Origin of the sequence: Microbacterium sp. NPDC077184, assembly GCF_040687055.1 — a bacterium.
Taxonomy (GTDB): Bacteria; Actinomycetota; Actinomycetes; order Actinomycetales; family Microbacteriaceae; genus Microbacterium.
Genome location: NZ_JBFBMM010000011.1, coordinates 1 through 20,596 on the forward strand (window position 1 = coordinate 1; position 20,596 = coordinate 20,596).

The following is a 20,596-nucleotide window of genomic DNA, read 5'->3' on the forward strand; positions in this document are numbered from 1 at the left end:
TCCGAGTTCGTGAAGACGTCAGACATCTCCACTAAGCCCGGAGGTTCTCCCCTTTCACAAGACCGGAAACGCCACCAACCTCATGGCCGGGTACAGCTAGCAGGGCAAAGGGCGAGAACGTAGAAACCCCCAGCAAGCTACCGCTTACCAGGGGTTTCAACGTTCATCATTTGGCGGTGACGGTGGGATTTGAACTCACATCCAGTGACCTTTCCCCGCTGTGCAGAGCGGTGTTCCCCCGTACTCGCGCGGGTGTCGACCTTTCTTGGATGTACTCACCGCCACCGAATGCGACACGTTCTTTCTCACGCGTTTACCCACGGCGTGACGGTCTCCGCTCACCGCGTGATTGTGAAGTATCAGGACATCGGTGACAAATCTGCATCAGCACATCGGCAGTCCCTTCTCAGCTGTTTTGCCTGGCGATGCCTACGGCCGTTCGATCCCCTCGAAGAGGTGGAGCACGTTCAGGGCACTCATCTCGGGCCGGTCGAGCGGACGACGGCATAGGCTGCGATTCCGACGCGTCGGCGCGACAGACTGACTCGTTCTAGGGTGTGACGATGTTGAACGCCGTGTCTCCCTGGTCAAGGACTCCCAGGAGCGCCCCAAGTGCGCCAGTGTCCCCGCTGAGCTCCAGTCCGGGGCTCGTCAGGTCACCACCGGCTACGGCAATCAGACGCGCCTTCGTCAGGGTCAGGGTCACGTCGGGCTCATCGAGGATGTCACGCTGGCGGTAGATCAGCACGCCATTGTGAAGCGTGAGCCGGTAGTTCACCTCGAGGTCGGTCAACGTCACGTCGATGTCGATCGTGAGATCCCACGCCTTCGGCCCGTTCACCGAGATCGCGAGCGAATCGAACAGCTGCTCCGGCGTCAGCTGAGCAACGATGGCGGGGGCCGCCGTCACAGTGGGGGTTCCGAAGTTGCCGTCGCGCAGCTCGGTCGCGCCGGAGAGGAAGAAATTGCGCCAGGTGCCGTTTTCGGCACCGTAGCCCAGTTGTTCCAGGGTGTCGGCGTAGAGCTCCCGGGCGGCCGCGTGATTCTCGTCGGTGAAGATCGCGTTGTCGAGGAGTGTCGCGGCCCAGCGGAAGTCGCCGTCATCGAATGCGGTCTGGGCGAGCTCGACCACACGATCAAGGCCCCCGATCGCGTCGACGTAACGCTTGGCCTGTTCGGCGGGTGGGTGCGGCCAGAGGCGGCCGGGGTTGGCGTCGAACCAGCCCATGTAGCGCTGGTAGATCGCCTTCAGGTTGTGGCTGACCGAACCGTAGTACCCGTGCGTGCTCCAGGCGTTCTCCAGAGCCGGCGGGAGCTCGAGAGACTCGGCGATCTCAGCGCCCTGGTAGCCCTGGTTGATCAGACGCAGCGTCTGGTCGTGCAGGTAGGCATACAGATCACGCTGGATCGCGAGGAACTCGACGACGCGCTCACTTGTCCAAGTCGGCCAATGGTGCGAGGCGAAGGCGACATCGGTGCGTTCCCCGAAGGTGTCGATCGCCTCCGTGAGGTACTGCGACCACACGTGCGGGTCACGCACCAGCGCACCGCGCAGGGTCAGAAGGTTGTGCAGCGTGTGGGTGGCATTCTCTGCCATGCACAGCGCGCGAAATCGAGGGAAGTAGAAGTGCATCTCAGCCGGTGCTTCGGTTCCTGGCGCCATCTGGAACTCGATCTCGACACCGTCGACGGTCAGCGTCTCGCCCGTCTTGGCGATCTCGACGTTGGGGACGATCAGCCCGACTTCGCCGCTGGAGGTGGTCTGGCCCAGCCCCGCACCGACTTGACCGTGCGGTCCGCGTGCCAGTGCCGCGCCGTACATATAGCCCGCGCGGCGTGCCATCGCCGTTCCCGCATACACGTTCTCCTCGACCGCGTGGCTGGTGAATCCCTCCGGCGCGATGATCTGCACCTTGCCGGACGCGGCATCCGCTTCGTTGGTGACGCCGAACACGCCGCCGAAGTGGTCGACATGGCTGTGCGTGTAGATCACCGCGACCACCGACCTGTCACCGCGATGCTCTCGGTAGAGGCTCAGCGCCGCCGCGGCAGTCTCCGTGGAAATCAGCGGGTCGATGACGATGACCCCAGTATCGCCCTCGACGAACGTGATGTTGGAGAGATCGAGTCCGCGTACCTGGTAGATGCCCTCGACGACCTCGTACAGCCCCTGCTTCGCGCCCAGCTTCGACTGGCGCCACAGGCTCGGGTTCACAGAAGTCGGAGCATCTCCCTGCAAAAACGAGTAGCCGTCGTTGTCCCAGATCACACGACCGTCGTCACGCGTCAGAACGGCTGGTTCGAGCGCCGCGATGAAACCGCGGTCGGCGTCCTCGAAGTCCTGCGTATCATCGAACGGCAGCGTCGCCAGAAGCGCAGCATTCTGCGCCTCGATCGCGGGGGAGACAGGCTTGTTCTGCATGGGAATCGTTGATCCTTCGAGTCCGGGATGGTTCTTCGACTATTCCACGCTCAGCACTCGACCACAGCGGCCAAAGCAGGTCGCCCACGTCGACATTCGAAGCGCGGCAGCGGAATAGCGAACGGCGCAGGGCGATTCGTCGCCCTGCGCCGTTCGTCTGTCCGCGTCTGTCAGCTCGCGTTCGCGACGGCGAGGAGCTGTTCGAGCTGCTCGCGCGTGGCCGCTCCTCCGCCCAACGAGAGCAAGCGTTCGACGGGGATGCTCGCCATCATGCGTGCCATGTCGGTTCCCATCGCATCGCCCTCGGGGAGCGCGGGCATCGGCATCGCCTGAGTGATCATCGCGGCCGCGATCGGGTTAGCCATGACCTCGCCCATCGTCGACTCGAGGGTCAGCGGGAACGACACTTCGTCGCCCGAGACCTCGACCTCGACCACGGCACGCAGATCGCGGCTGGACGAACCCAGAGAGACGACGTATCGACCTGACTCGAGGACGAAGCGATCAAGGCGGATGTCCCAGTACTCGAGGTCGCGTCGATCGAGGTGAATGTCGACAGTCCGACTCTCGCCTACCTCGAGCTCGACACTCGCGAAGCCCGCGAGTGCGCGCGGCACGCGCACCTGTGCCGACTCCGGCACTGAGACGTAGGCCTGCACGACCTCGCGGCCCGAGCGCTGCCCGCTATTGGTCACCTCGAGGCTGACCACGATCCCATCGCCCTCCGCGCGCGCGGAAGCGGCACCGTACTCGAAGGTCGTGTACGACAATCCGTGGCCGAACGGAAAGGTGACCTCGAGGTCGCGAGCGTCGTACCAGCGGTACCCGACGTGGAGGCCCTCGGCGTAGCGGACGTGCATGTGCTCGCCCGGGAAGTCCAAGTACGCGGGAGTGTCCTGCATCCGCAGCGGCACGGTCTCGGTGAGCTTGCCGGAGGGAGACACAACTCCGAAAAGCACGTCTGCGATCGCGCCTCCGCCCGCCTGGCCTAGCAGGTTGCCGTCCAGAATGGCCGGCACACGCGCCGCCACCTCACGCAGGTCGAGCACACCGCCATGCGAGAGCACGACGACCGTGTTCGGCTGCGCATCCGTGACCACTCGCAGCATCTCCAACTGCTCGACCGGAAGATCGATGTTCTCCCTGTCAAAGCCTTCGGATTCCTGCCGGGCGTCCAGGCCGAGGAACACGATGGCGACATCGGCGGATGCCGCAGCATCCGCTGCTTCCGCCACCAGCGCAGACTGCGTGCCGCTTCCGTCCACGGTGAAGCCGGCCGCGAAGCTGACCTCAGCGTGGGGGGCGGCGACCCAAATTTCCTCGAACGGGACGTCGACCCGCGTAGCGGTGACGTGCGAGCTTCCGCCGCCCTGGTAGCGAGGGCTCTCAGCGAAAGCACCGATGACCGCAATCGACCCTGCCGGTTCGAGTGGGAGCACGTCTGCGTCGTTCTTCAGCAGCACGATCGACCGGGCCGCAGCCTCGCGAGCGAGGGCGTGGTGCTCATCGCGATCGTAGGTCACCCCTGTCATCGCGGCGGCCGTCGCTTTGCGCGCCAGCGCTTCGACACGGGAGGCGGCGAGATCGACGAGTGCGCGATCAATCTCCCCCGCTTCTACCGCGGCGACGAGCTCGGCGTCGGAAGCGCCCCCGTCGTACGGCATCGTCAGGTCGAGCCCGGCAGCGACAGCCGCGACACGATCTCGCACGGCACCCCAGTCGGACACGACGACACCGTCGTAGCCCCACTCATCGCGCAGAACCTGCGTGAGCAAGAACGGGTCCTCCGAGACCTGGACACCGTTGACGCGGTTGTAGGAGCACATGACCGTCCAGGGCTGTGTGTCTTCGACAACACGGCGGAAGCCCCGCAGGTAGACCTCGCGCAGGGGACGCGGGTCGACATCGGAACTCGCCCGCATGCGGTCATACTCTTGGTTGTTCAGTGCGTAGTGCTTGAGGGACGCACCGACACCGCGGCTCTGCAGACCCGAGACCCAGGCGGCACCGAGCGCACCGGACACGTGCGGATCCTCCGAGAGGTACTCGAAGTTGCGTCCACCGAGCGGCGAGCGCTTGATGTTGATGCCGGGACCCAGCAGCACCTGGACGTTCTCGGCCTGGCACTCGTCGCCGAGCGCGGCGCCGACTCGCGCGACCAGCTCGGTGTCCCAGCTCTGGGCGAGACCCGCGAGCGGCGGAAAGCACGTCGCAGGAACGCTGCCGCTGATGCCGAGGTGATCGACCGATCCGATCTGCTTGCGCAGTCCGTGGGGACCATCTGTGACGAAGATGGACGGGACGTCACCCACAGCTTTGGTCGTCCAGAAACTACCCCCGGAGCTGAGGCTTGCGGACTCCGTAAGGGTGAGGGCTTCGGTCTGCATTGTCGTTTTTTCCTTTCGGGGGGAGATCATCGCTGGGCCTCTGCTTCAGCTTCGAGGATGCGCTCGCGACGGGCGTCAAGCTCGGCAACCAGTGCCAGCCGATCGTTCTTGAACGGCTTGTACAGCAGCGTCAGGAACGCGGCGTTGAGCAGCATCACGCCGCACACGAGCCACATCATGACCGCCTGCAGGCCGACCCTGTCCGCGAGGAAGCCGGCAGTGATCGTCCAGATCGCAAAGCCCGCGGATTCGATGATCGAGACGAAGATCGCGAAGGCCGCACCGCGAAGCTCCGGCGGGACGATCGCCATGACGAGCGGACGGTTGACGCCGGGGTTGAGCCCCTGGGCGAGACCGCACAGGCCGAAGAGCACAAGGTAGGGGGTGATGCCCCCGTAGACGATCTGGGTCGTGAAGTAGGCGAAGATCGCGAAGAGAAGCTGTGCGCCCTGGAGCATTGCGACGCGTCCATAGTTGACGCTGACCTTGTTGAGCCAGTCAGACAGTGCTCCCCCGGCCATCGTGCCGACCAGGTAGCCAATGCCGAAGGGCGCCATCGCCACGGCAGCGACCGCAACGTCGAAGCCGAACTCGTTCACGAGCAGCAAGACGCCGAAGGTGGCGAGGAGCAGGTGGGTGGACAGCAGTCGGCTGCCCAGGAGCACAACATAGCTGGGGATCTTGAACAGCGAGCGGACCTTCGCCCACGTAATCTTGGACGCGGCGTCCCGCTCTGCCTGAGTGAAGGTCTTGAGCTGTGCTTCGCCGCCACCGGTGCCCGGATCCCTGTAGAAGGCGAGGATCAGGATGCCGAAGACCACGTTGATCGCGCCGAAGAAGAAGAAGCCGTACCGCCAACCGTCCTCGATGTTGGCGAGCTGTCCAATGAGAGGAGCCATGAGGCTGCTGACGGCGGCTGTTCCGCCGTACACCCAGCCGACCACGCGCCCGCGTTTCTTGTCTTCGAACGAATCGCCGATCACCTCCGGGACGAGCACGTGAGCGGCGGCGGTGCCGGCAGCCATGATTCCGTAGAGAATCAGCAGCTGTGTGAAGTTTTGCGAAAGCCCGGCGGCGACCGCCCAAAGACCCCAGAAGCCTGTGGCGACCGCCAGGATCAGCTTTCGTCCGTACTTCCTCGACAGGAAGACCCATGAGGGCCCGGCCACGACACCCACGATGCGGCCCACGGCAGCGAGGATGCCGAGTGCGCTCGTCGCGAGGCCGAGGGCTGCGGCGATGACGGGGAACAGAGTCGTTGCCATCGAGCCTTCACCCCCGTCGGCGACCATGGAGCCGCCGAGGATGACGAGGTTCGTCTTGCGGCGGGGAACGCCGCCCTTCTTGTCGAGGTTGCCGTGGCGGATGGCGGCCGTGACGGTTGGCGCCGCGACCGGGGTCGGCGCTGGGGTGTTTTCGGTGGACATTTCATTCACTCCTTTGTGATGTGGTCTTTGTGGGTGTGAAGGGTTGTCATCGGGTGGGTGAGGGCTCGGATGCTTCGGTCAGCAGCCGCGCCAGACCGGCAAGGACCGGACGTGGAAGAAGGCCGACCATCATGGACGCGATCTGTAGCAGTGTCATGCCGCCGATCATCGCGGCCATGGGTCCGCCGGTAAGCATGGGTGCGCGCTCAAGAAGCACGGCGCGGGTGCCTTCATGCGCCAGAAGCTCGCCGAGCGGACGTTCGAGTACGGCTCCGTCGGCACCGAAGTCTTCGCCTCGCGAGGCCGGCGCAAGGGACGCCTGCAGCATGGGCCACTGCTGGGCGACGAGGAGGTGCTCGTCGCTCAGTGGACCGGATACCGGGAGTCCAAGCCGCACGAACTGCTCGGCCGGCGCGTCAGATAACACAAGGGTGTCGCGCAACGCGGTCGCCAGATGCAGCTCGAGCTCAGCATCCTGCAGCGGATTCTGCTGTTCAGGATCGGTCTCAAGGTCGAACATCTGAGTGCCGAATGCGAAGGGGCTCACCCACGCCTGCGCAGGGGTCTTGAGAACCTTGAGGCCCTTGGTGAATGGCAGCGGGTCGACGAGCTGCGCGTGAGCGAGCATCTGGTGCGGGAAGAATCCCGTCATGACTGTCGGCATGAGGGTGTGTTCCGACAGCGGCTGGTTCTCCGCTGTCGCCGACGCGCGCATGTACACGTAGCGCCCGTCTGTGATGCAGACGTGGCCGCCGAAGATGCCGAACACACCGTACTCGCGGATCGGAGTGTCGTCCGCGACGACTGTCGCGAGCGATTCGCCCTGCATATCATCCGTAGCCTCGAGACCGAAGAAGTCGAGCAGCGTGGGACCGAAGTCGATCGTCTGCACGAGCGCGCCACGGCGCTCACCCGCGACCTGTGCGCGCGGGTCCCACACGAACAGCGGATTGTGGATCGTCTCGTCGTACCACGGCTGAACGTTCTTGCCCCACCAGCCGTGCTCGCCGAGCATGAACCCGTGGTCCGTGCACACGATGAGCATCGTGTCGTCCCACATGTCGTGCTCGTCCATGAGGTCGAGCACACGCCCCAGCGAGTCGTCGCACATTGTCAGCAGCGCGGCGTACTCGGCACGGGCGTGCTCGACGGCTTCAGGCGTCTCGGTGACCTTGGCGTAGTCGGGCCAGTCGAAGTGAGGACCGTCGTACTCGGCCGCCGCGTAGTGGGTCTTGTACTCCGCGTAGCTGAAGAACGGCTCGTGCGGGTCAAAAGTCTCGATCTGAACGAACCAGGAGTCATCGTCCTTATTCGTCTCAATGAACTCCACGCCGGCGTCGAACGTCAGCGTCTGCGGGTGGACGGCCTTGTCTTGGAGGTGAGCGCGGTTGACCCAGTCCTGGCGCCACAGTCTTGGCTTGATCTTCGAGGCCATCCCCACCGCTTCGGGCATCTCGGGGTCGGCAACCTGACCCTTCCACGGGTCGCCCTCCTGACCCCGGAAGAACTCGTACGTCGAGAAGCGGTTGTGGTAGGTCGCTCCGCCGTCCTCCCAGTAGTGCTGATGGTCGGTCGCGAGGTGCGTGTGGACGCCGGCGTTCTTCAGCATCGCCGGCACCGAGTCGTCGAATGGCTCGAGCGGCCCCCACGAGCGGTGCAGGAAGTTGTAGCGCCCGGTGTGCATCTCGCGACGAGCCGGCATGCAGGGCATCGACCCGCCGTAGCAGTTCTCGAACGTGACGGTGCGCGATGCAAGCCGCTCGAAGTTCGGGGCGTGCACCCAGTCGCCGCCGTAGTTCGGCAGCATCTTCCGGTTCAGGCTGTCGAACATGACCATGATGGCTCTCATGCGGTGCGCTCCTCGGAGTCGGTGTCGGTTGTGGCGTCGAGCGTGGCGAGCTCGGCGACGATGGCGGTGCGGATGCTTTCGAGCCAGTCCATCCAGCGGTCGACGGAATCTGCACCGAAGTAGTGCATCTGCTCGCCGTAGCGCTGGTACCGGCTAGTGTCGAAGCCCTCGATCGGCTGAACGCCGACAACCCCGCGCTTGCGCACCCGGGTGGTTGCGACCTGGGCCCGCCGGTAAGAGAGTTCTGTCTCGACGACAGTCAGCGCAGCCTCGAGGTCGAGAGCGACGGTGAAGGAGAAGCGAGTGTTGAAGTCGGCATCCTGAAAGCGACTCGTCGGCACGTAGGGCGAGCGGACCCACGCCAGGAGCACCTGCTTTCCCATTTCGGTGATCCGATAGACCTTCGCGTCGGGCTTGCCCTCGCGGGGATCGATCTCGAACTCGACCAGACCGTTCTTCACCATGCGCGCCAGCTCGCGGTAGATCTGGCTGTGATGAGTGTTCGAGCGGATGAACTGACCCTCAAGGTCGAACCACTTCATCAGGTCGTAGCCGTGGAAGGGTCGCGTTGCCAGCACCCCCAGCACAACGTTCTCGAACTTCATGTCGCCTCCTTGCCCTATGTGCAGTTGCACATATGTAACTAGTGTTATAGCGAAACATCGAACGCTGTGTCAAGCTTTCGGTGTGAATCAGATCGAACGGGACGCTGAAACCCGCCCCATCCCCGCAGGAAGCTACCTGCTCGGCGACGCATTCGGAGAGGGCTATCCCTACGACGGCGAAGCACCCCAGCTTCTGGTCGAACTGCCCGCATTCGACATCGATGAGACCCCCGTGACCAATGCGCAATTCGCGCGGTTCGCAGATGCAACCGGCTACGTCACCGACGCCGAGCGCTACGGAGATTCGGCAGTGTTTCATCTCGCCGTCGCCGCCCGGCGCGATGGAGTGCTCGGCGACGCAGCAGGAGCGCCCTGGTGGTTGCGGGTGCGGGGAGCCGACTGGCGGCATCCGTTCGGTGAGCTGTCAGACCTCGACGATCTCGCCGACCATCCCGTGGTGCATGTGTCGTGGGCGGATGCTGCCGCCTACGCCGCGTGGGCAGGCCGGGCGTTGCCCAGCGAGGCGCAGTGGGAGGCTGCCGCACGGGGCGGTCTTGCCGGTGCGCGCTACGCCTGGGGTGACGAGTTGACGCCCGACGGCCACTGGATGTGCAATATCTGGCAGGGCACGTTTCCCACGCGCAATACGCGCGAGGACGGGTGGCTCGCCACGTCGCCCGTGCGCGCCTATCCCGCAAACGGGCTCGGCCTCTACGACGTCGCCGGCAATGTGTGGGAGTGGTGCGCCGACTCGTTCACACCTACGCCGCCGTCGAACCCGGCGGCCACCCGCCAATTGCCCATCCTGCACGAAGAACGTCGCGTCACCCGTGGCGGTTCGTACCTGTGCCACGAGTCTTACTGCAACCGGTACCGAGTGGCCGCGCGCACCGGCAATACACCGGACTCCACGATGGGCAACTGCGGGTTCCGAACGGTGAGCGCGCTGTGAACCGGCGATTCCCTGCTTCCGTCTTCTCTCGAGGGCAAGAGCCTGACGCGCGCTTCACGCTCGCAAACGAACGCACCTATCTGGCGTGGATCCGCACCGCGCTCGCCTTCCTCGCCGGCGGTGTCGCGCTCGAGTTACTCGGCCTCGAACTTCACCCCGAACTGCGGCTCGCGGCATCCCTCGTCCTGATCATTGTCGGCATGCTCGTCCCTGCGCTCGCATGGATCGGCTGGGCGCGCACCGAACGCGCCCTCCGCGAGAACAAGCCCCTTCCCGCATCACTTCTCGGCGCGACGCTCGGCATCGCCGTGACGATCGCGGGGCTCCTTCTCGTTCTCGCGATCCTCCTACGATGACCACACCCTCCGACCCCGGCCTCCAACCTGAACGCACCGAACTCGCCTGGCGCCGCACCGCCCTCGCGATCGGATTGGGCTCGCTCGTCACGCTCCGCCTGCTCCCCGCCGCGCTCGGAAACGCCTGGTGGGTTCTGGTCGGGCTGCTCGGCCTGCTCATCGCCGTCGGGCTCTGGATCGCCGGACGTCGGCGGATGCAGCAGGTGAACACCGTGCTGGCCCGCGACGGAGACAGGGGACGGATGCCGGGAGCCGGCCCGCTCGCTGCCCTCGGCCTGTTCGTCCTGGCAACGGGAGCGTTGGCGACCGCCGTTGTGCTGCTGGTCTGAGCGCCGCCCGGGAATCTGGCTACCCCATGGCGCGCATCGGGTGGATGCCGCGTGCGGCGTAATCGTCGAGAACGTCCTGCCACGGGATCACGTCGTGTGCTCGAGCCCACACCTCATACTCAGAGGCGAGCTCAGCCACCAGGTCGGGATACGTTCCCGCGAGGTCGACTGATTCGATCCGGTCGGTGGCGATGTCGTAGAGCTCCCACGGCCCTCCCCACTCCCGCACCAACTTGAAATCACCACGGCGTATCGCGGCGTTACCGACGTGCTCCCAGTACAGTGTGCGCTCGCCCGCGGCCTCGCCCCCGGCTTGCCACACCGGCAACAGGCTCTCGCCGTCGAAGGCATCACTGCCGACGCCGAGCCCGTCCGCGGCCGCTCCGTCCAGCGCGCCGAGCACCGTGGGAACGATATCGGTGATGTGTCCGATTCCGTGGGTAAGGGCGCCCTCGGCACCGACTCCTCCGGCTGGCCAGGACGCGATGAAGGGGGTGGAGATACCACCCTCATGAACCCAGCGTTTCCACATGCGGAACGGTGTGTTCGAGACGGTAGCCCACTGCTCGCCGTAACTCTGATACGTGTCTTCGCCTCCCGGCATTACGTCCGGGTCATTTCCGAAGCGCACCGCCCCACCCGCCCGTGTGGTTCGGGGGGCGACGTCCTCGGGGAAGAAGTTGACCCCTGGCGGCAGCTCTTCGGAGCACCCTCCGTTGTCTGAGAAGAACAGCACGAGTGTGTCTTCCTCTTCGCCCGAGGCAGCCACGGCGTCCAAGACGCGCCCGATTCCGCGGTCGAGGCTTTCCACCTGCGCCGCGTAGACAGCCATCCGCTCGATCTCCCAAGCGGCCTTCTCGTCGTCCCATTCGGGCAAGCCCGGTGCGCGGGGGAGGTGATCCACGGTCGGCACGATTCCCGTGTCCTGAAGACGACGAAGCCGCTGCTCGCGCACCGCGCTCCATCCGCCTGCGAAGCGCTCGCGATACTTCGCGATGTCCGGTTCGGCCGCGTGCAGCGGCCAGTGCGGCGCGGTGTAAGTCAGAAGCAGGAAGTAGGGTGCGTCTTCAGCAGCGTGACGCCGGATGAAGTCGATTCCACTACCGGTGACGTCGTCGGTGAAGTAGAAGTCATCGCCCAGCTCGTCGGCCGGCAGTCGGCGCTCACCTTCGACCATCGGCGGGGCGTAGAAAGAAGAGGCCCCCGGCAGAATCCCGCGAAACTCGTCGAATCCGCGGCGTGTGGGCCAGGTCTCGCTCGGGGTGTGGACCTCGCTCGCCAAGTGCCATTTGCCGAAGATCCCGGTTGCGTAGCCCTGCTCTTTCAGCCGCTCGGCCAAAGTGGGGACCTCGGTGCGAAGTGAGCCGGCGTATCCATTGGGTCGATTATCGGTGGTCAGTACTCCGATGCCGACCGAGTGAGGATGCCTACCGGTCAGCAGCGAAGCGCGCGAGGGACTGCACCGGGGCGTGACGTAGAACGAACTCATGCGCACGCCACGGTCGGAAAGCCGTTGCAGGGCAGGAGTATCGATCTCTCCGCCGTAAGGTGCGATGTCGGAGAAGCCGAGGTCGTCGGCGACGATGATAATCACGTTGGGTCGCGTCATGTCAGTACTTTCGTGCGGGTGGCGGGTACCGCGGCAAGGGGGAAGGACACTCAACTGGTCGAGCGGACGCTCGCGACGTACTGCTGCAACAGCGCGAAGATCGTCTCGTCGTAGGGCCCCCACTCGGGGTGCGGCGTCGCGGGGCCGACGTACGGTTCGTCGTCGTAGTGGCGCTGATAGTCGGCGAGCTTCGCTTCGAGGTCTGCCCGTATCTCGGCGTAAGCATCGTCGTCGGCAACGTTGCGGACCTCGGTGGGATCGGCTAGAAGGTCGTAGAGTTCCCACTCGGGTTCGAAAGTCGTCTCGCTCGCTCCGGGTACGCCCAGCCCCGCACCGTAGTAGTAGATGAGTTTGTGAGTCGCCGTTCGGATGCCGTAGTGCGCAGGGGCGGCGTGGATGGGGTCGTCGTGCTCCCAGTAGCGGTAATAGGCCGCATCCGGCCAGTCCTCAACCTGCTCGCCGCGCAGCAGTGAGCGAAAACTGCGACCCTGCGAGGTGGGCAAGGCGTTAGCAGCATCGATGCCGCAGACGTCGAGAAACGTCGCCGCGAAGTCGACGTTCGTGATGATTGCGTCACACCGGCTGCCCGCCGCGATCTCTCCGGGCCAACGGATCAGCATAGGCATCTGAAGCGACTGGTCGAACATGAGCCGCTTGTCGAACCAGCCATGATCACCGAGGAAGAAGCCCTGGTCGGATGTGTAGACGATCAGAGTGTTCTCGGCGAGACCCTTTTCTTCCAGGTGATCAAGCAATCGGCCGACGTTGTCATCGATGGACTGTATGCACTGCAGATAGTCGCGCATATAGATCTGGTACTTCCAACTCATTCGCGCCGCACGGTTCTGTGGGCCTCGAAGGTGTTCTGGGACCTCCTGCTTGAGATCGTCCGAGCCCATGTCATCGGCGATCGTCATGTGCACGTTACGCACAGCCCTGCTCCGCGACTCGTAGTCGTCGAAGAACGTCTCAGGCTCGGGAATGCTGCCATCGGCGTATAGGTGCGCGTGTTTTTGGTCCGGAATCCACGGTCGGTGCGGCGCCTTGTGATGCACCATCATGCAAAACGGAGCGCTCTCCTCAAGACTGTCAATCCACTCGAGGGAAAGGTCGGTGACGATGTCGGTGGCGTACCCCTCGACGGTCGTGGAGCCACACTCATCGATCATCACTGGGTCGACGTAGTCGCCCTGGCCTGGAAAGATCTTCCACGCGTCGAAGCCTCGGGGAAGAGCATCGCCGTGCTCGCCCAGATGCCACTTGCCGAACATGGCGGTCTTGTAGCCGTTGTCCTGCAGAACCTCCACGAACGTGGGCACTCGGTAGTCCATCTCAGTCCAGATCGACGAGACCCCGTTCACGTGACTGTAGGTCCCCGTCAAGATCGATGCCCGAGAGGGACTGCAGATCGAATTCGTGCAGAAAACTGCGTCCATTCGCACACCCTCGGTCGCGATTCGATCCAGGTGGGGAGTGACGTCGACACGGCTTCCGTACGCGGAGATCGCATGTGCTGCGTGGTCGTCTGACATGACGAAGATGATGTTCGGTCGTGACATGTTCGTGAGCTCCTCGTTGAGATTTCTCTTGTAAACCTACTAAGCACTCACTAGGTTTGCAACCGCACCCAACTTTTTCTCGACGATGAGGAGTGAACAGCAATGGCGAAAACCACCCAACACCGATTCACGGCCATGGCAGTGGCGGGTATCGCGGCTCTCGCGGTCGCACTGACCGGCTGCCAGTCGGCGGTCAATCAGGCGAGTGAGACACCAGATTCTGTAGAGGCCGTCCAGGGCGGGACCCTGCAGGTCGCTCAGAGCGGTGACATTCAGCCGCGCAACGTGATGGCGGCTCGCGCCGGCAACGTGGCGTGGGCATCGAACGTCTATGAAACCCTCACCACCTACGACGCTGACCGAGCGCCACAACCCCTGCTCGCAACGGAGTGGGAGCTCGCCGATGACGGCCTGAGCATGGACATCACCCTGCGCGACGACGTCACGTTCCACTCCGGACGCGCTATGACCGCCGATGATGTCAAATTCTCGATCGAGACCTCGGCTGATCCTGCGTACAACGCGCAGGTGGGCTACATCGCACGCAGCTTCGAGTCGGTCGACGTCGTCAGCCCCACCGAAGTGACCATCGAGTTCTCGGCACCGACCTCGAACATCTTCGACTTCTTCGAGCAGACCTACATCCTCGACAGCGAAACCGTCGCAGGCCTCGACGACGGCTCGGAGGTCATCGGCACCGGGCCTTTCACCTTCGAGAGCTGGTCACCGGGATCCGAAGTCATCCTGGCGAAGAATGAGAGCTACTGGGGCGACGAGCCCTACCTCGACGGCATCGAAGTCGCGATCATCACCGATAGCACCGCGATGCTCAACGCCGTACGCAGCAACCGCACACAGGTGGCGACCGGCATGAACCCTGTCGACATCCAGTCGCTGCGGTCCAATCCCGCGTACACGATCGTCAACTCGGCGTACGCCGCGTATCCGCTCGGCGTGAACGTCACCCAAGCACCCTTCGACACCAAAGAAGCCCGCCAGGCCGTGCAGTACGCGATCGACCGCGAGCGCATCTCCGAGCAGATCTTCGGCGAATCGGGCCGGTTGACCGATCTCTTCTGGGACCCCAGCACGCCCGACTACCCGACCGACCTTGACACGTACTACACCTACGACCCTGACAAGGCACGCGAACTTCTCGCCGACGCCGGGGCCGAAGGCGCGGACATCGAGATCACCGTTATTGGACTCCCCTCCAACACGGGACTCGCCGAAATCGTGCGCAACAACCTCGAAGAGGTGGGCCTGAACCCGACCATCGCTGTTCAGGACCCGCAGACGTGGGACGCCAACCAGGTCGCTGGCACGCTGGGCCAGTCCTTCTTGCCGCTGCACGGTCTGAACGGTTTCGGGCCGGCGACTCTCATGAACGTCCTGCCGTCACTGCGCGAAGGAAACCCTTCGCAGTTCTGGACGGACGAGTACGTAGCACTCCGCGAAGACCTGGCCACCGCCTCGGAGGACGAGTACGCCGATGCGCTCCACGCACTGACGGAGTACATCCTCGACGAAGCATTCACCAGCGTGATCGTGCAGTCCGTGGGCCAAGCCGTTCAGTCCAACGACGTGAACGACATGACTTACACGTCGCGCGGCTACTTGCGGGCAGGCACCGCCTTCATCCAGGAGTGAACCGGGGTGGCCTCCCCTCAAGACGGGGAGGCCACCTCGCACTCGGGAACCATCCTGATCAACGCCCTTCCGGGTACCCAGAGACGATGCCGTCTCGAGTCCGGTGAACGAGAGTGCACCCCATGCTTCGATTTCTCATCAGCAAGATACCTTCCATCCTCCTCGTGCTGTTCGCCACGTCGATCATCGCGTTCCTGCTCCCCCGGTTCGCTCCGGGGGATCCGGCCCAGACGATCGCAGGCTCCGAGGCGACGCCCGAACAGGTAGAAGCGATCCGCGTTTCGCTCGGTCTCGATCAGCCACTCATCGTCCAGTACTTCACCTGGCTCTCGGGAGTCTTCCGCGGCGAGCTGGGTACCTCGTACATCTTCAATCGGTCGGTGAGCGAACTCATCGGAAATCGGCTTGAGAGCACGGTAGAACTCGCGCTGCTCGCATCCGTGTTCATGATCGTGATCGGCGTTGGCCTCGGCGTTCTCGGCGGATCGTCTCGCACGCGGGTCGCACGCATCGCCACTGACTCGATCAACACCCTCCTTATCGCCACTCCGGCGTTCCTGGTCGGGCTGTTGCTCATCGTTCTCTTCGGTGTCACCTGGCGTGTTCTGCCGGTCAGCGGTGAGGTGCCGCTGAGTGAGGACTTCGGGACAGGCATCCAATACCTCCTGCTTCCGGCGCTCGCCCTCGGGTTGGCGATGGCGCCGGGTATCGCGCGGCTGCTTCAGACCACGATGAACTCGACGCGCGGGGAGGAGTTCATCGACCTCGCCCTGGCCAAAGGCGCCTCACCGCGTCGCATTACCTACCGTCACGTGTTGCGCACCAGTCTCGGCGCCGCAGTGGTGGCCATCGGGCTTCGTTTCGGCGAGTTGTTCGGCGGCGCCATCATCATCGAAGCGATCTTCGCACGCAACGGCCTCGGGCAGCTCGCGGTACAAGCCGTCAACGCGCGCGACTATCAACTCGTGCAGATCCTCATCATGATGGCCGTGCTGATCGCCGTACTCTCCCAACTGCTGACCGAGATCATCCTCGCCGCGCTCGACCCGCGCGTGAGATTGGACGTGTGAGATGTCACAACAGAACCCCACCACTATCGTCACGGTGCCCTCGACCACAACGATCCTGGCGCAACAGCGAAAACAGCGCCGGCTGACACCGAACGCCACCGCCAAGCGGTACCTCGCCGCCTTTCGCACGGGACGCGGCATCGCGGGCCTGGTCATCCTCATCGTTCTCGTGGCGCTCGCGCTCCTCGCGCCCGTGCTCTTTCCCGGCGGGTACGACCAGCAGAGTGGCGATGCCCTTGCGGGACCGAGCCTGGCACACCCTTTCGGAACGGATGAGCTCGGTCGCGACATCCTGATCCGCACCATCTACGGGCTTCGGATGGACCTGTCCATCATCGTTGTCTCGGTACCCATCAGCATGGTGCTCGGCACAGCGCTCGGTCTACTCGGAGCCCTGTCCCGGTTCGCCGGCTCGTTCGTGCAGCGGGTGCTGGACATCATCCTCGGGTTTCCGGGTGTGGTACTCGGTGTCTGCATCGTCCTGATCATGGGACCGGGCTGGCTGGCGCTGGTCGTGGCCATTACGGTGAGCGGGCTCCCGCTGTTCGGCCGCCAGGCTCGTGCGGCGCTTCTCGAGCAGATGCAGCGCGAGTACGTCACTGCAGCCCGCACACTGGGCGTGAGCAAGGGCACCATCCTTGTGCGGCACATCCTGCCGAACGCGGTTGACCCGATTCTCGTCAATGGCGCGATCTTCGTCGTCGTGGCCGTCTTCATCGAGGCCGGTCTCAGCATCATCGGACTCGGCATTCAGCCGCCCGAGCCCTCGCTCGGTTCGCTCCTGAATGTGGGAATACGTTTCATCGAGCAGGCGCCGATGTACATCATCGGGCCCACCCTTGTGCTCATCCTGCTGTCGATGTCCTTCAGCTTGCTTTCTGACGCCCTGAACGAAACGGTGACACGCAAATGACTGATTCAGCCAACCCCCAGCCCACGCCCGAGACCACTCCCATCCTGCGGGTGCGTGATCTCGAAGTCACGTTCGATCTCCCGCAGGGTCCGCTCGTCGCGGTGAAGGGCGTCACCTTCGACCTTTTGCCGGGGCAGATTCTCGGCATCGTCGGCGAGTCCGGGTCGGGCAAATCCGTCACCTCGAAGGCGTTGATGCGGATGCTGCGGCACCCCGGCCGTGTCACGGGTGGCCGCATCGAACTCGGCGGTCGGGATGTGATGGCCCTGAGCGAGAAGCAGATGCTGGACGTCCGTGGGCGTGAGATCTCGATGATCTTCCAGGACCCGCAAGCGGCACTGAACCCGGTGATGCGGATCAAGGATCAGATCATCGAGGCCATGCGCATCCACGGGGTCGATAAGGCGAAAGCGAAAGTACGGGCGATCGAGCTGCTCGAGAAGGTCGGCATCCCCGATGCGAAGGCGGCCGCCGAGAAGTTTCCGCATCAGTTCTCCGGCGGAATGCGCCAGCGTGTGGTGATCGCCATCGCGTTGGCCAATGAACCGTCGGTGCTCATCGCCGACGAACCGACCACCGCGCTCGATGTCACGATCCAGTCACAGATCCTCGACCTGTTGCGGCGCCTGCGGGATGACCTGGGAATCGCGATCGTATTCATCACGCACGACATGGGCGTCGTGGCAGAACTGTGCGACGAGGTCGTCGTGATGTACAAGGGCAACATCGTCGAACGCGGCCACGTCCGCCAAGTGCTCTCCGCGCCGCGCGACGAGTACACAATCGGGCTGATGTCCGCGATCCCGAAGATGGATTCTCCCCTGCGCGAAGACGCACCCGCGAACGATGCGGGCGTGCCCGTGCTTGAAGTACGCGACCTGCGGACGAACGTCAACACACAGCGACGCAGCATGTTTCGCGCCGCCACTCCGTTCTACGCCGTCGATGGTGTGTCGTTGAAGGTGGCGCCCGGCGAGACCCTTGCCCTGGTGGGCGAGTCGGGGTGCGGCAAGTCGACTCTGTCTCGCACGATCGTCGGCATCAACCAGCCCACCGAGGGCGACATCCTCGTCGAGGGAGTGTCGATCGCGGCGATGGACGCCGCGCAGAAGAAGTCGATGGTGCGAGCCATTCAGTACGTCTTCCAAGACCCCTATTCGTCACTGAACCCTCGTCGGACAGCGGGGCAGTCATTGGAAGAAGCGCTGACGGTGGCCGGCGTACCGCGCCGGGACGTTCGCGATCGCAGCGTGGAACTCCTCTCGAGGGTCAGCCTCGGGCCGGAGTACCTCGACCGATACCCCTGGGCGTTCTCAGGCGGGCAGCGGCAACGAATCGGCATCGCGCGAGCGCTTGCTTCCGACCCGAGTCTGCTCATCCTCGACGAGCCGGTGTCAGCCTTGGACGTGTCGATTCAAGCTCAGATTCTGGAACTTCTGCGCGAGCTGCAAGAGAGCTACGGACTGGCGTACCTGTTCATCTCACACGACCTGGCTGTCGTCCGTGAGATCAGTCATCACGTGGCGGTGATGCAGAAGGGCAAGCTCGTCGAGACGGGGACCACCGAGCAGGTATACGGTGCCCCACAGCATCCGTACACACGCACTCTGCTCGCGGCGACCCCGGATCTTGACGCCGCCTTCGCATGAGAAGACGTACGCTAGGGGCGGGAGCACAATGGCGGAGCGCATGAAAGAGTCACCTACGCGAAGTGATCCGAGTATCGCCCGTCGACCGCGCGGCGATGAGCGGCGTCGGATGATCCTTGGCACCGCGATGAGACTCTTCGCCGTGGGCGGATTCAACTCCGTGAGCCTGGCTGACATCGCACGTGAAGTCGGAATCACCCAGGCAGGCGTTCTCCACTACTTCCCGTCCAAAGCTGCCCTGTTGCTTGCTGTGATCATGGCACGCGAAGACGACAATGGTGCTGCGATGCAGAAGCGGCGTGATCTGGGCGAGGGAATGCTCGACGCGTACGTGGGGATGCTGGGTGACAACGACAGCCAACCGGAGCTCGTGCAGCTTTTCGTCGTGCTAGCCGCAGAAAGCACGGGACCCGGCCACCCGGGGCATGATTGGTTCGCACAGCGCACTGAGAAGGCGTTGCCCGGAATTGCTGCCGATTTCGACCGATGGATCGATCCGTCAAAGCTGCCTCCCGGTGTGGATAGCACCATGCTCGCTCGCTGGACACTCGCTCTGAGTCACGGCCTGGGTGCACAGTGGGTGTTCAACCCGACGGAGTTCGACCGCGCGGGTCAGGTGGCGCTGTTCATCAACCTCCTGAAGTCGTTCCGGCGCGACCCTGACGGGTAGCGCCCCACGGAAGCCGGAGATCGCGTTCGGAGAGGAAGACCGTCGCTCTAACGCTAATCATGACAACACCGTGCCCGGGTCGCTCACCCGAGTATCGGAAGGACCGGAACTCCGCTCCGCAAGTCGCTCACGCCGTGAAGCGGTCGGACTCGCCCAGCTTCTTACCGTGGGGCAGATTCCCACCGTAGATTTCGCGAGCGAATCCGCGTGATTCCGCGGTGGAATCGACAGTTCACGTGCCCGTCAACCCGCCCGCGAGCAAGAATTGAGAAAGCAGCGCATGACGGCATTCTCAGCGGCGAAGCCACCAACGTTGCATCAGTGTCCGGGCCCATAGGCGTCCGGGGCGACGTGCCGATTGGCCGGCATCGCCATCGACGCAAGCGATCGGCTCCGCAGCGTCACCACGCGACCACCCACCCCCGCTGGCGTGTGCTCCAGTTCGACATAGCGCGGCTCCTCGTCACCGCCCAGCCTGACGAGCACCCAGACCACCAGAGCGTCACCGGGGTTGAGCTCACGAACTTCGCGCTCGAGGTAGACAGTCCCGGCGTACTGCTTACGCTGTACTGTGACCACGGCCCGTGAGCTGAGCACTGGCACGGGCGCTGGCTTGTGGCTGACACTGTGCATTAGCAGTGTGATCCGCCAGTTCCGCTCGATCACGAGATCCCATCAACCACGGCACCTTGAGGTTCGATCCGAACTCCGTCGATCGTGGTCGGCATCCGGCGGAAACTTCGACGCCTTCGCACAAGCAACGTGACGGCTAGTACCAGCAGCGCCGTGCTGACGATGGTGATCAGCATCCAGTTGCCGGCGAGAAGCTGACCGAATGTGATTCCGTCCATCCCCACCACCTCACCGACCCGCTCTCCGTGAATCTCACGCTACCCGCGACCACTGACGTCGCTAAAGGATGCGGAGCGCCTGTCCTAGCTGCAGATAGAGCAGCGAGACTAGTTCCCCGTTCACGCTGTACCTCACCCGCCCGCCGCGCTCCCACTCGGCACGAGGCGGGTCCGCGATCAGCAGCCCCGATTCGAGCATCTTCTCTAGGGCGTGTCTCCCATTCGACTGACCGGGGTCGTCGATCTCGCTGAGCAGCTCATACGACGATGGTCGCGAGGATCTCTTCGACGACCTCAG

At 64.0% G+C, this 20,596-nt stretch carries 18 protein-coding genes; 8 read left to right on the forward strand and 10 right to left on the reverse strand.

The window, feature by feature from the left end; all coding sequences use genetic code 11:
- Positions 1-550: 550 nt before the first annotated feature.
- The 5 genes from AB0O93_RS15900 to AB0O93_RS15920 all read right to left on the reverse strand — a co-directional run bounded on the left by AB0O93_RS15900 (position 551) and on the right by AB0O93_RS15920 (position 8,690).
- Complete coding sequence (locus AB0O93_RS15900; RefSeq protein ID WP_363345021.1) at positions 551-2,422, reverse strand: alkyl sulfatase dimerization domain-containing protein; 1,872 nt, start codon at positions 2,420-2,422, stop codon at positions 551-553.
- Positions 2,423-2,592: 170 nt separating this feature from the next.
- Positions 2,593-4,809 (reverse strand): glycoside hydrolase family 3 C-terminal domain-containing protein, encoded by a 2,217-nt coding sequence (locus AB0O93_RS15905; protein ID WP_363345023.1) that lies wholly within the window; start codon positions 4,807-4,809, stop codon positions 2,593-2,595.
- Positions 4,810-4,835: 26 nt separating this feature from the next.
- Positions 4,836-6,236: an MFS transporter gene (locus AB0O93_RS15910; protein ID WP_363345025.1), complete on the reverse strand. Its 1,401-nt coding sequence runs from the start codon at positions 6,234-6,236 to the stop codon at positions 4,836-4,838.
- A gap of 46 nt (positions 6,237-6,282) precedes the next feature.
- The gene (locus AB0O93_RS15915; RefSeq protein ID WP_363345027.1) at positions 6,283-8,085 is read right to left on the reverse strand and encodes a sulfatase; all 1,803 of its coding nucleotides are present in this window, start codon (positions 8,083-8,085) and stop codon (positions 6,283-6,285) included.
- Positions 8,082-8,690: a PadR family transcriptional regulator gene (locus tag AB0O93_RS15920; protein ID WP_363345029.1), complete on the reverse strand. Its 609-nt coding sequence runs from the start codon at positions 8,688-8,690 to the stop codon at positions 8,082-8,084. Before AB0O93_RS15920 ends, AB0O93_RS15915 begins: the two co-directional genes overlap by 4 nt.
- Before the next feature lie 82 nt (positions 8,691-8,772).
- Here AB0O93_RS15920 and AB0O93_RS15925 point away from each other — a divergent pair, with 82 nt between their 5' ends.
- The 3 genes from AB0O93_RS15925 to AB0O93_RS15935 are packed head-to-tail and all read left to right on the forward strand — an operon-like array spanning position 8,773 to position 10,327.
- Complete coding sequence (locus tag AB0O93_RS15925) at positions 8,773-9,642, forward strand: formylglycine-generating enzyme family protein (RefSeq protein ID WP_363345031.1); 870 nt, start codon at positions 8,773-8,775, stop codon at positions 9,640-9,642.
- Positions 9,639-9,998, forward strand: a complete 360-nt coding sequence (locus AB0O93_RS15930) for a DUF202 domain-containing protein (RefSeq protein WP_363345033.1) — start codon at positions 9,639-9,641, stop codon at positions 9,996-9,998. Before AB0O93_RS15925 ends, AB0O93_RS15930 begins: the two co-directional genes overlap by 4 nt.
- Positions 9,995-10,327 carry a DUF202 domain-containing protein gene (locus tag AB0O93_RS15935; protein WP_363345035.1) on the forward strand — a complete coding sequence of 111 codons (333 nt, stop codon included), beginning with the start codon at positions 9,995-9,997 and terminating at the stop codon, positions 10,325-10,327. Before AB0O93_RS15930 ends, AB0O93_RS15935 begins: the two co-directional genes overlap by 4 nt.
- A gap of 19 nt (positions 10,328-10,346) precedes the next feature.
- Here the strand turns inward: AB0O93_RS15935 and AB0O93_RS15940 are convergent, their stop codons facing one another.
- Positions 10,347-11,936, reverse strand: a complete 1,590-nt coding sequence (locus tag AB0O93_RS15940; RefSeq protein WP_363345037.1) for an arylsulfatase — start codon at positions 11,934-11,936, stop codon at positions 10,347-10,349.
- Between the two features lie 50 nt (positions 11,937-11,986).
- A complete protein-coding gene (locus AB0O93_RS15945; protein ID WP_363345039.1) occupies positions 11,987-13,495 on the reverse strand; it encodes a sulfatase in 1,509 nt (502 codons plus the stop codon).
- Between the two features lie 135 nt (positions 13,496-13,630).
- Between AB0O93_RS15945 and AB0O93_RS15950 the strand changes: the two genes are divergently transcribed.
- The 5 genes from AB0O93_RS15950 (at position 13,631) to AB0O93_RS15970 (ending at position 19,447) form a co-directional block, all read left to right on the forward strand.
- Positions 13,631-15,145: an ABC transporter substrate-binding protein gene (locus AB0O93_RS15950; RefSeq protein WP_363345041.1), complete on the forward strand. Its 1,515-nt coding sequence runs from the start codon at positions 13,631-13,633 to the stop codon at positions 15,143-15,145.
- Between the two features lie 122 nt (positions 15,146-15,267).
- On the forward strand, positions 15,268-16,215 hold the full coding sequence (locus tag AB0O93_RS15955) for an ABC transporter permease (protein WP_363345055.1): 948 nt from the start codon (positions 15,268-15,270) through the stop codon (positions 16,213-16,215).
- Position 16,216: 1 nt separating this feature from the next.
- A complete protein-coding gene (locus AB0O93_RS15960) occupies positions 16,217-17,128 on the forward strand; it encodes an ABC transporter permease (protein WP_363345043.1) in 912 nt (303 codons plus the stop codon).
- Entirely contained in the window at positions 17,125-18,777 is a 1,653-nt protein-coding gene (locus tag AB0O93_RS15965; protein WP_363345045.1) for an ABC transporter ATP-binding protein, read from the forward strand. Before AB0O93_RS15960 ends, AB0O93_RS15965 begins: the two co-directional genes overlap by 4 nt.
- A 109-nt stretch (positions 18,778-18,886) precedes the next feature.
- On the forward strand, positions 18,887-19,447 hold the full coding sequence (locus AB0O93_RS15970) for a helix-turn-helix domain-containing protein (RefSeq protein ID WP_363345047.1): 561 nt from the start codon (positions 18,887-18,889) through the stop codon (positions 19,445-19,447).
- Between the two features lie 318 nt (positions 19,448-19,765).
- Here the strand turns inward: AB0O93_RS15970 and AB0O93_RS15975 are convergent, their stop codons facing one another.
- The 3 genes from AB0O93_RS15975 to AB0O93_RS15985 form a co-directional block, all read right to left on the reverse strand.
- On the reverse strand, positions 19,766-20,026 hold the full coding sequence (locus AB0O93_RS15975; protein ID WP_363345049.1) for a hypothetical protein: 261 nt from the start codon (positions 20,024-20,026) through the stop codon (positions 19,766-19,768).
- Positions 20,027-20,109: 83 nt separating this feature from the next.
- Positions 20,110-20,298, reverse strand: a complete 189-nt coding sequence (locus AB0O93_RS15980; protein ID WP_363345051.1) for a hypothetical protein — start codon at positions 20,296-20,298, stop codon at positions 20,110-20,112.
- Positions 20,299-20,359: 61 nt separating this feature from the next.
- The coding region (locus tag AB0O93_RS15985; protein ID WP_363345053.1) for a hypothetical protein at positions 20,360-20,596 on the reverse strand (237 nt) is incomplete at its 5' end.

Bases quoted from the DNA above. Each gene is read 5' to 3' on its own strand.
- AB0O93_RS15970 (WP_363345047.1), top strand. From the start codon at position 18,887: ATGATCCTTGGCACCGCGATGAGACTCTTCGCCGTGGGCGGATTCAAC.
- AB0O93_RS15900 (WP_363345021.1), bottom strand. From the start codon at position 2,422: ATGCAGAACAAGCCTGTCTCCCCCGCGATCGAGGCGCAGAATGCTGCG.
- AB0O93_RS15955 (WP_363345055.1), top strand. From the start codon at position 15,268: ATGCTTCGATTTCTCATCAGCAAGATACCTTCCATCCTCCTCGTGCTG.
- AB0O93_RS15950 (WP_363345041.1), top strand. From the start codon at position 13,631: ATGGCAGTGGCGGGTATCGCGGCTCTCGCGGTCGCACTGACCGGCTGC.
- AB0O93_RS15960 (WP_363345043.1), top strand. From the start codon at position 16,217: ATGTCACAACAGAACCCCACCACTATCGTCACGGTGCCCTCGACCACA.
- AB0O93_RS15980 (WP_363345051.1), bottom strand. From the start codon at position 20,298: ATGGACGGAATCACATTCGGTCAGCTTCTCGCCGGCAACTGGATGCTG.
- AB0O93_RS15905 (WP_363345023.1), bottom strand. From the start codon at position 4,809: ATGCAGACCGAAGCCCTCACCCTTACGGAGTCCGCAAGCCTCAGCTCC.
- AB0O93_RS15910 (WP_363345025.1), bottom strand. From the start codon at position 6,236: ATGTCCACCGAAAACACCCCAGCGCCGACCCCGGTCGCGGCGCCAACC.
- AB0O93_RS15915 (WP_363345027.1), bottom strand. From the start codon at position 8,085: ATGAGAGCCATCATGGTCATGTTCGACAGCCTGAACCGGAAGATGCTG.
- AB0O93_RS15945 (WP_363345039.1), bottom strand. From the start codon at position 13,495: ATGTCACGACCGAACATCATCTTCGTCATGTCAGACGACCACGCAGCA.
- AB0O93_RS15940 (WP_363345037.1), bottom strand. From the start codon at position 11,936: ATGACGCGACCCAACGTGATTATCATCGTCGCCGACGACCTCGGCTTC.
- AB0O93_RS15920 (WP_363345029.1), bottom strand. From the start codon at position 8,690: ATGAAGTTCGAGAACGTTGTGCTGGGGGTGCTGGCAACGCGACCCTTC.
- AB0O93_RS15935 (WP_363345035.1), top strand. From the start codon at position 9,995: ATGACCACACCCTCCGACCCCGGCCTCCAACCTGAACGCACCGAACTC.
- AB0O93_RS15965 (WP_363345045.1), top strand. From the start codon at position 17,125: ATGACTGATTCAGCCAACCCCCAGCCCACGCCCGAGACCACTCCCATC.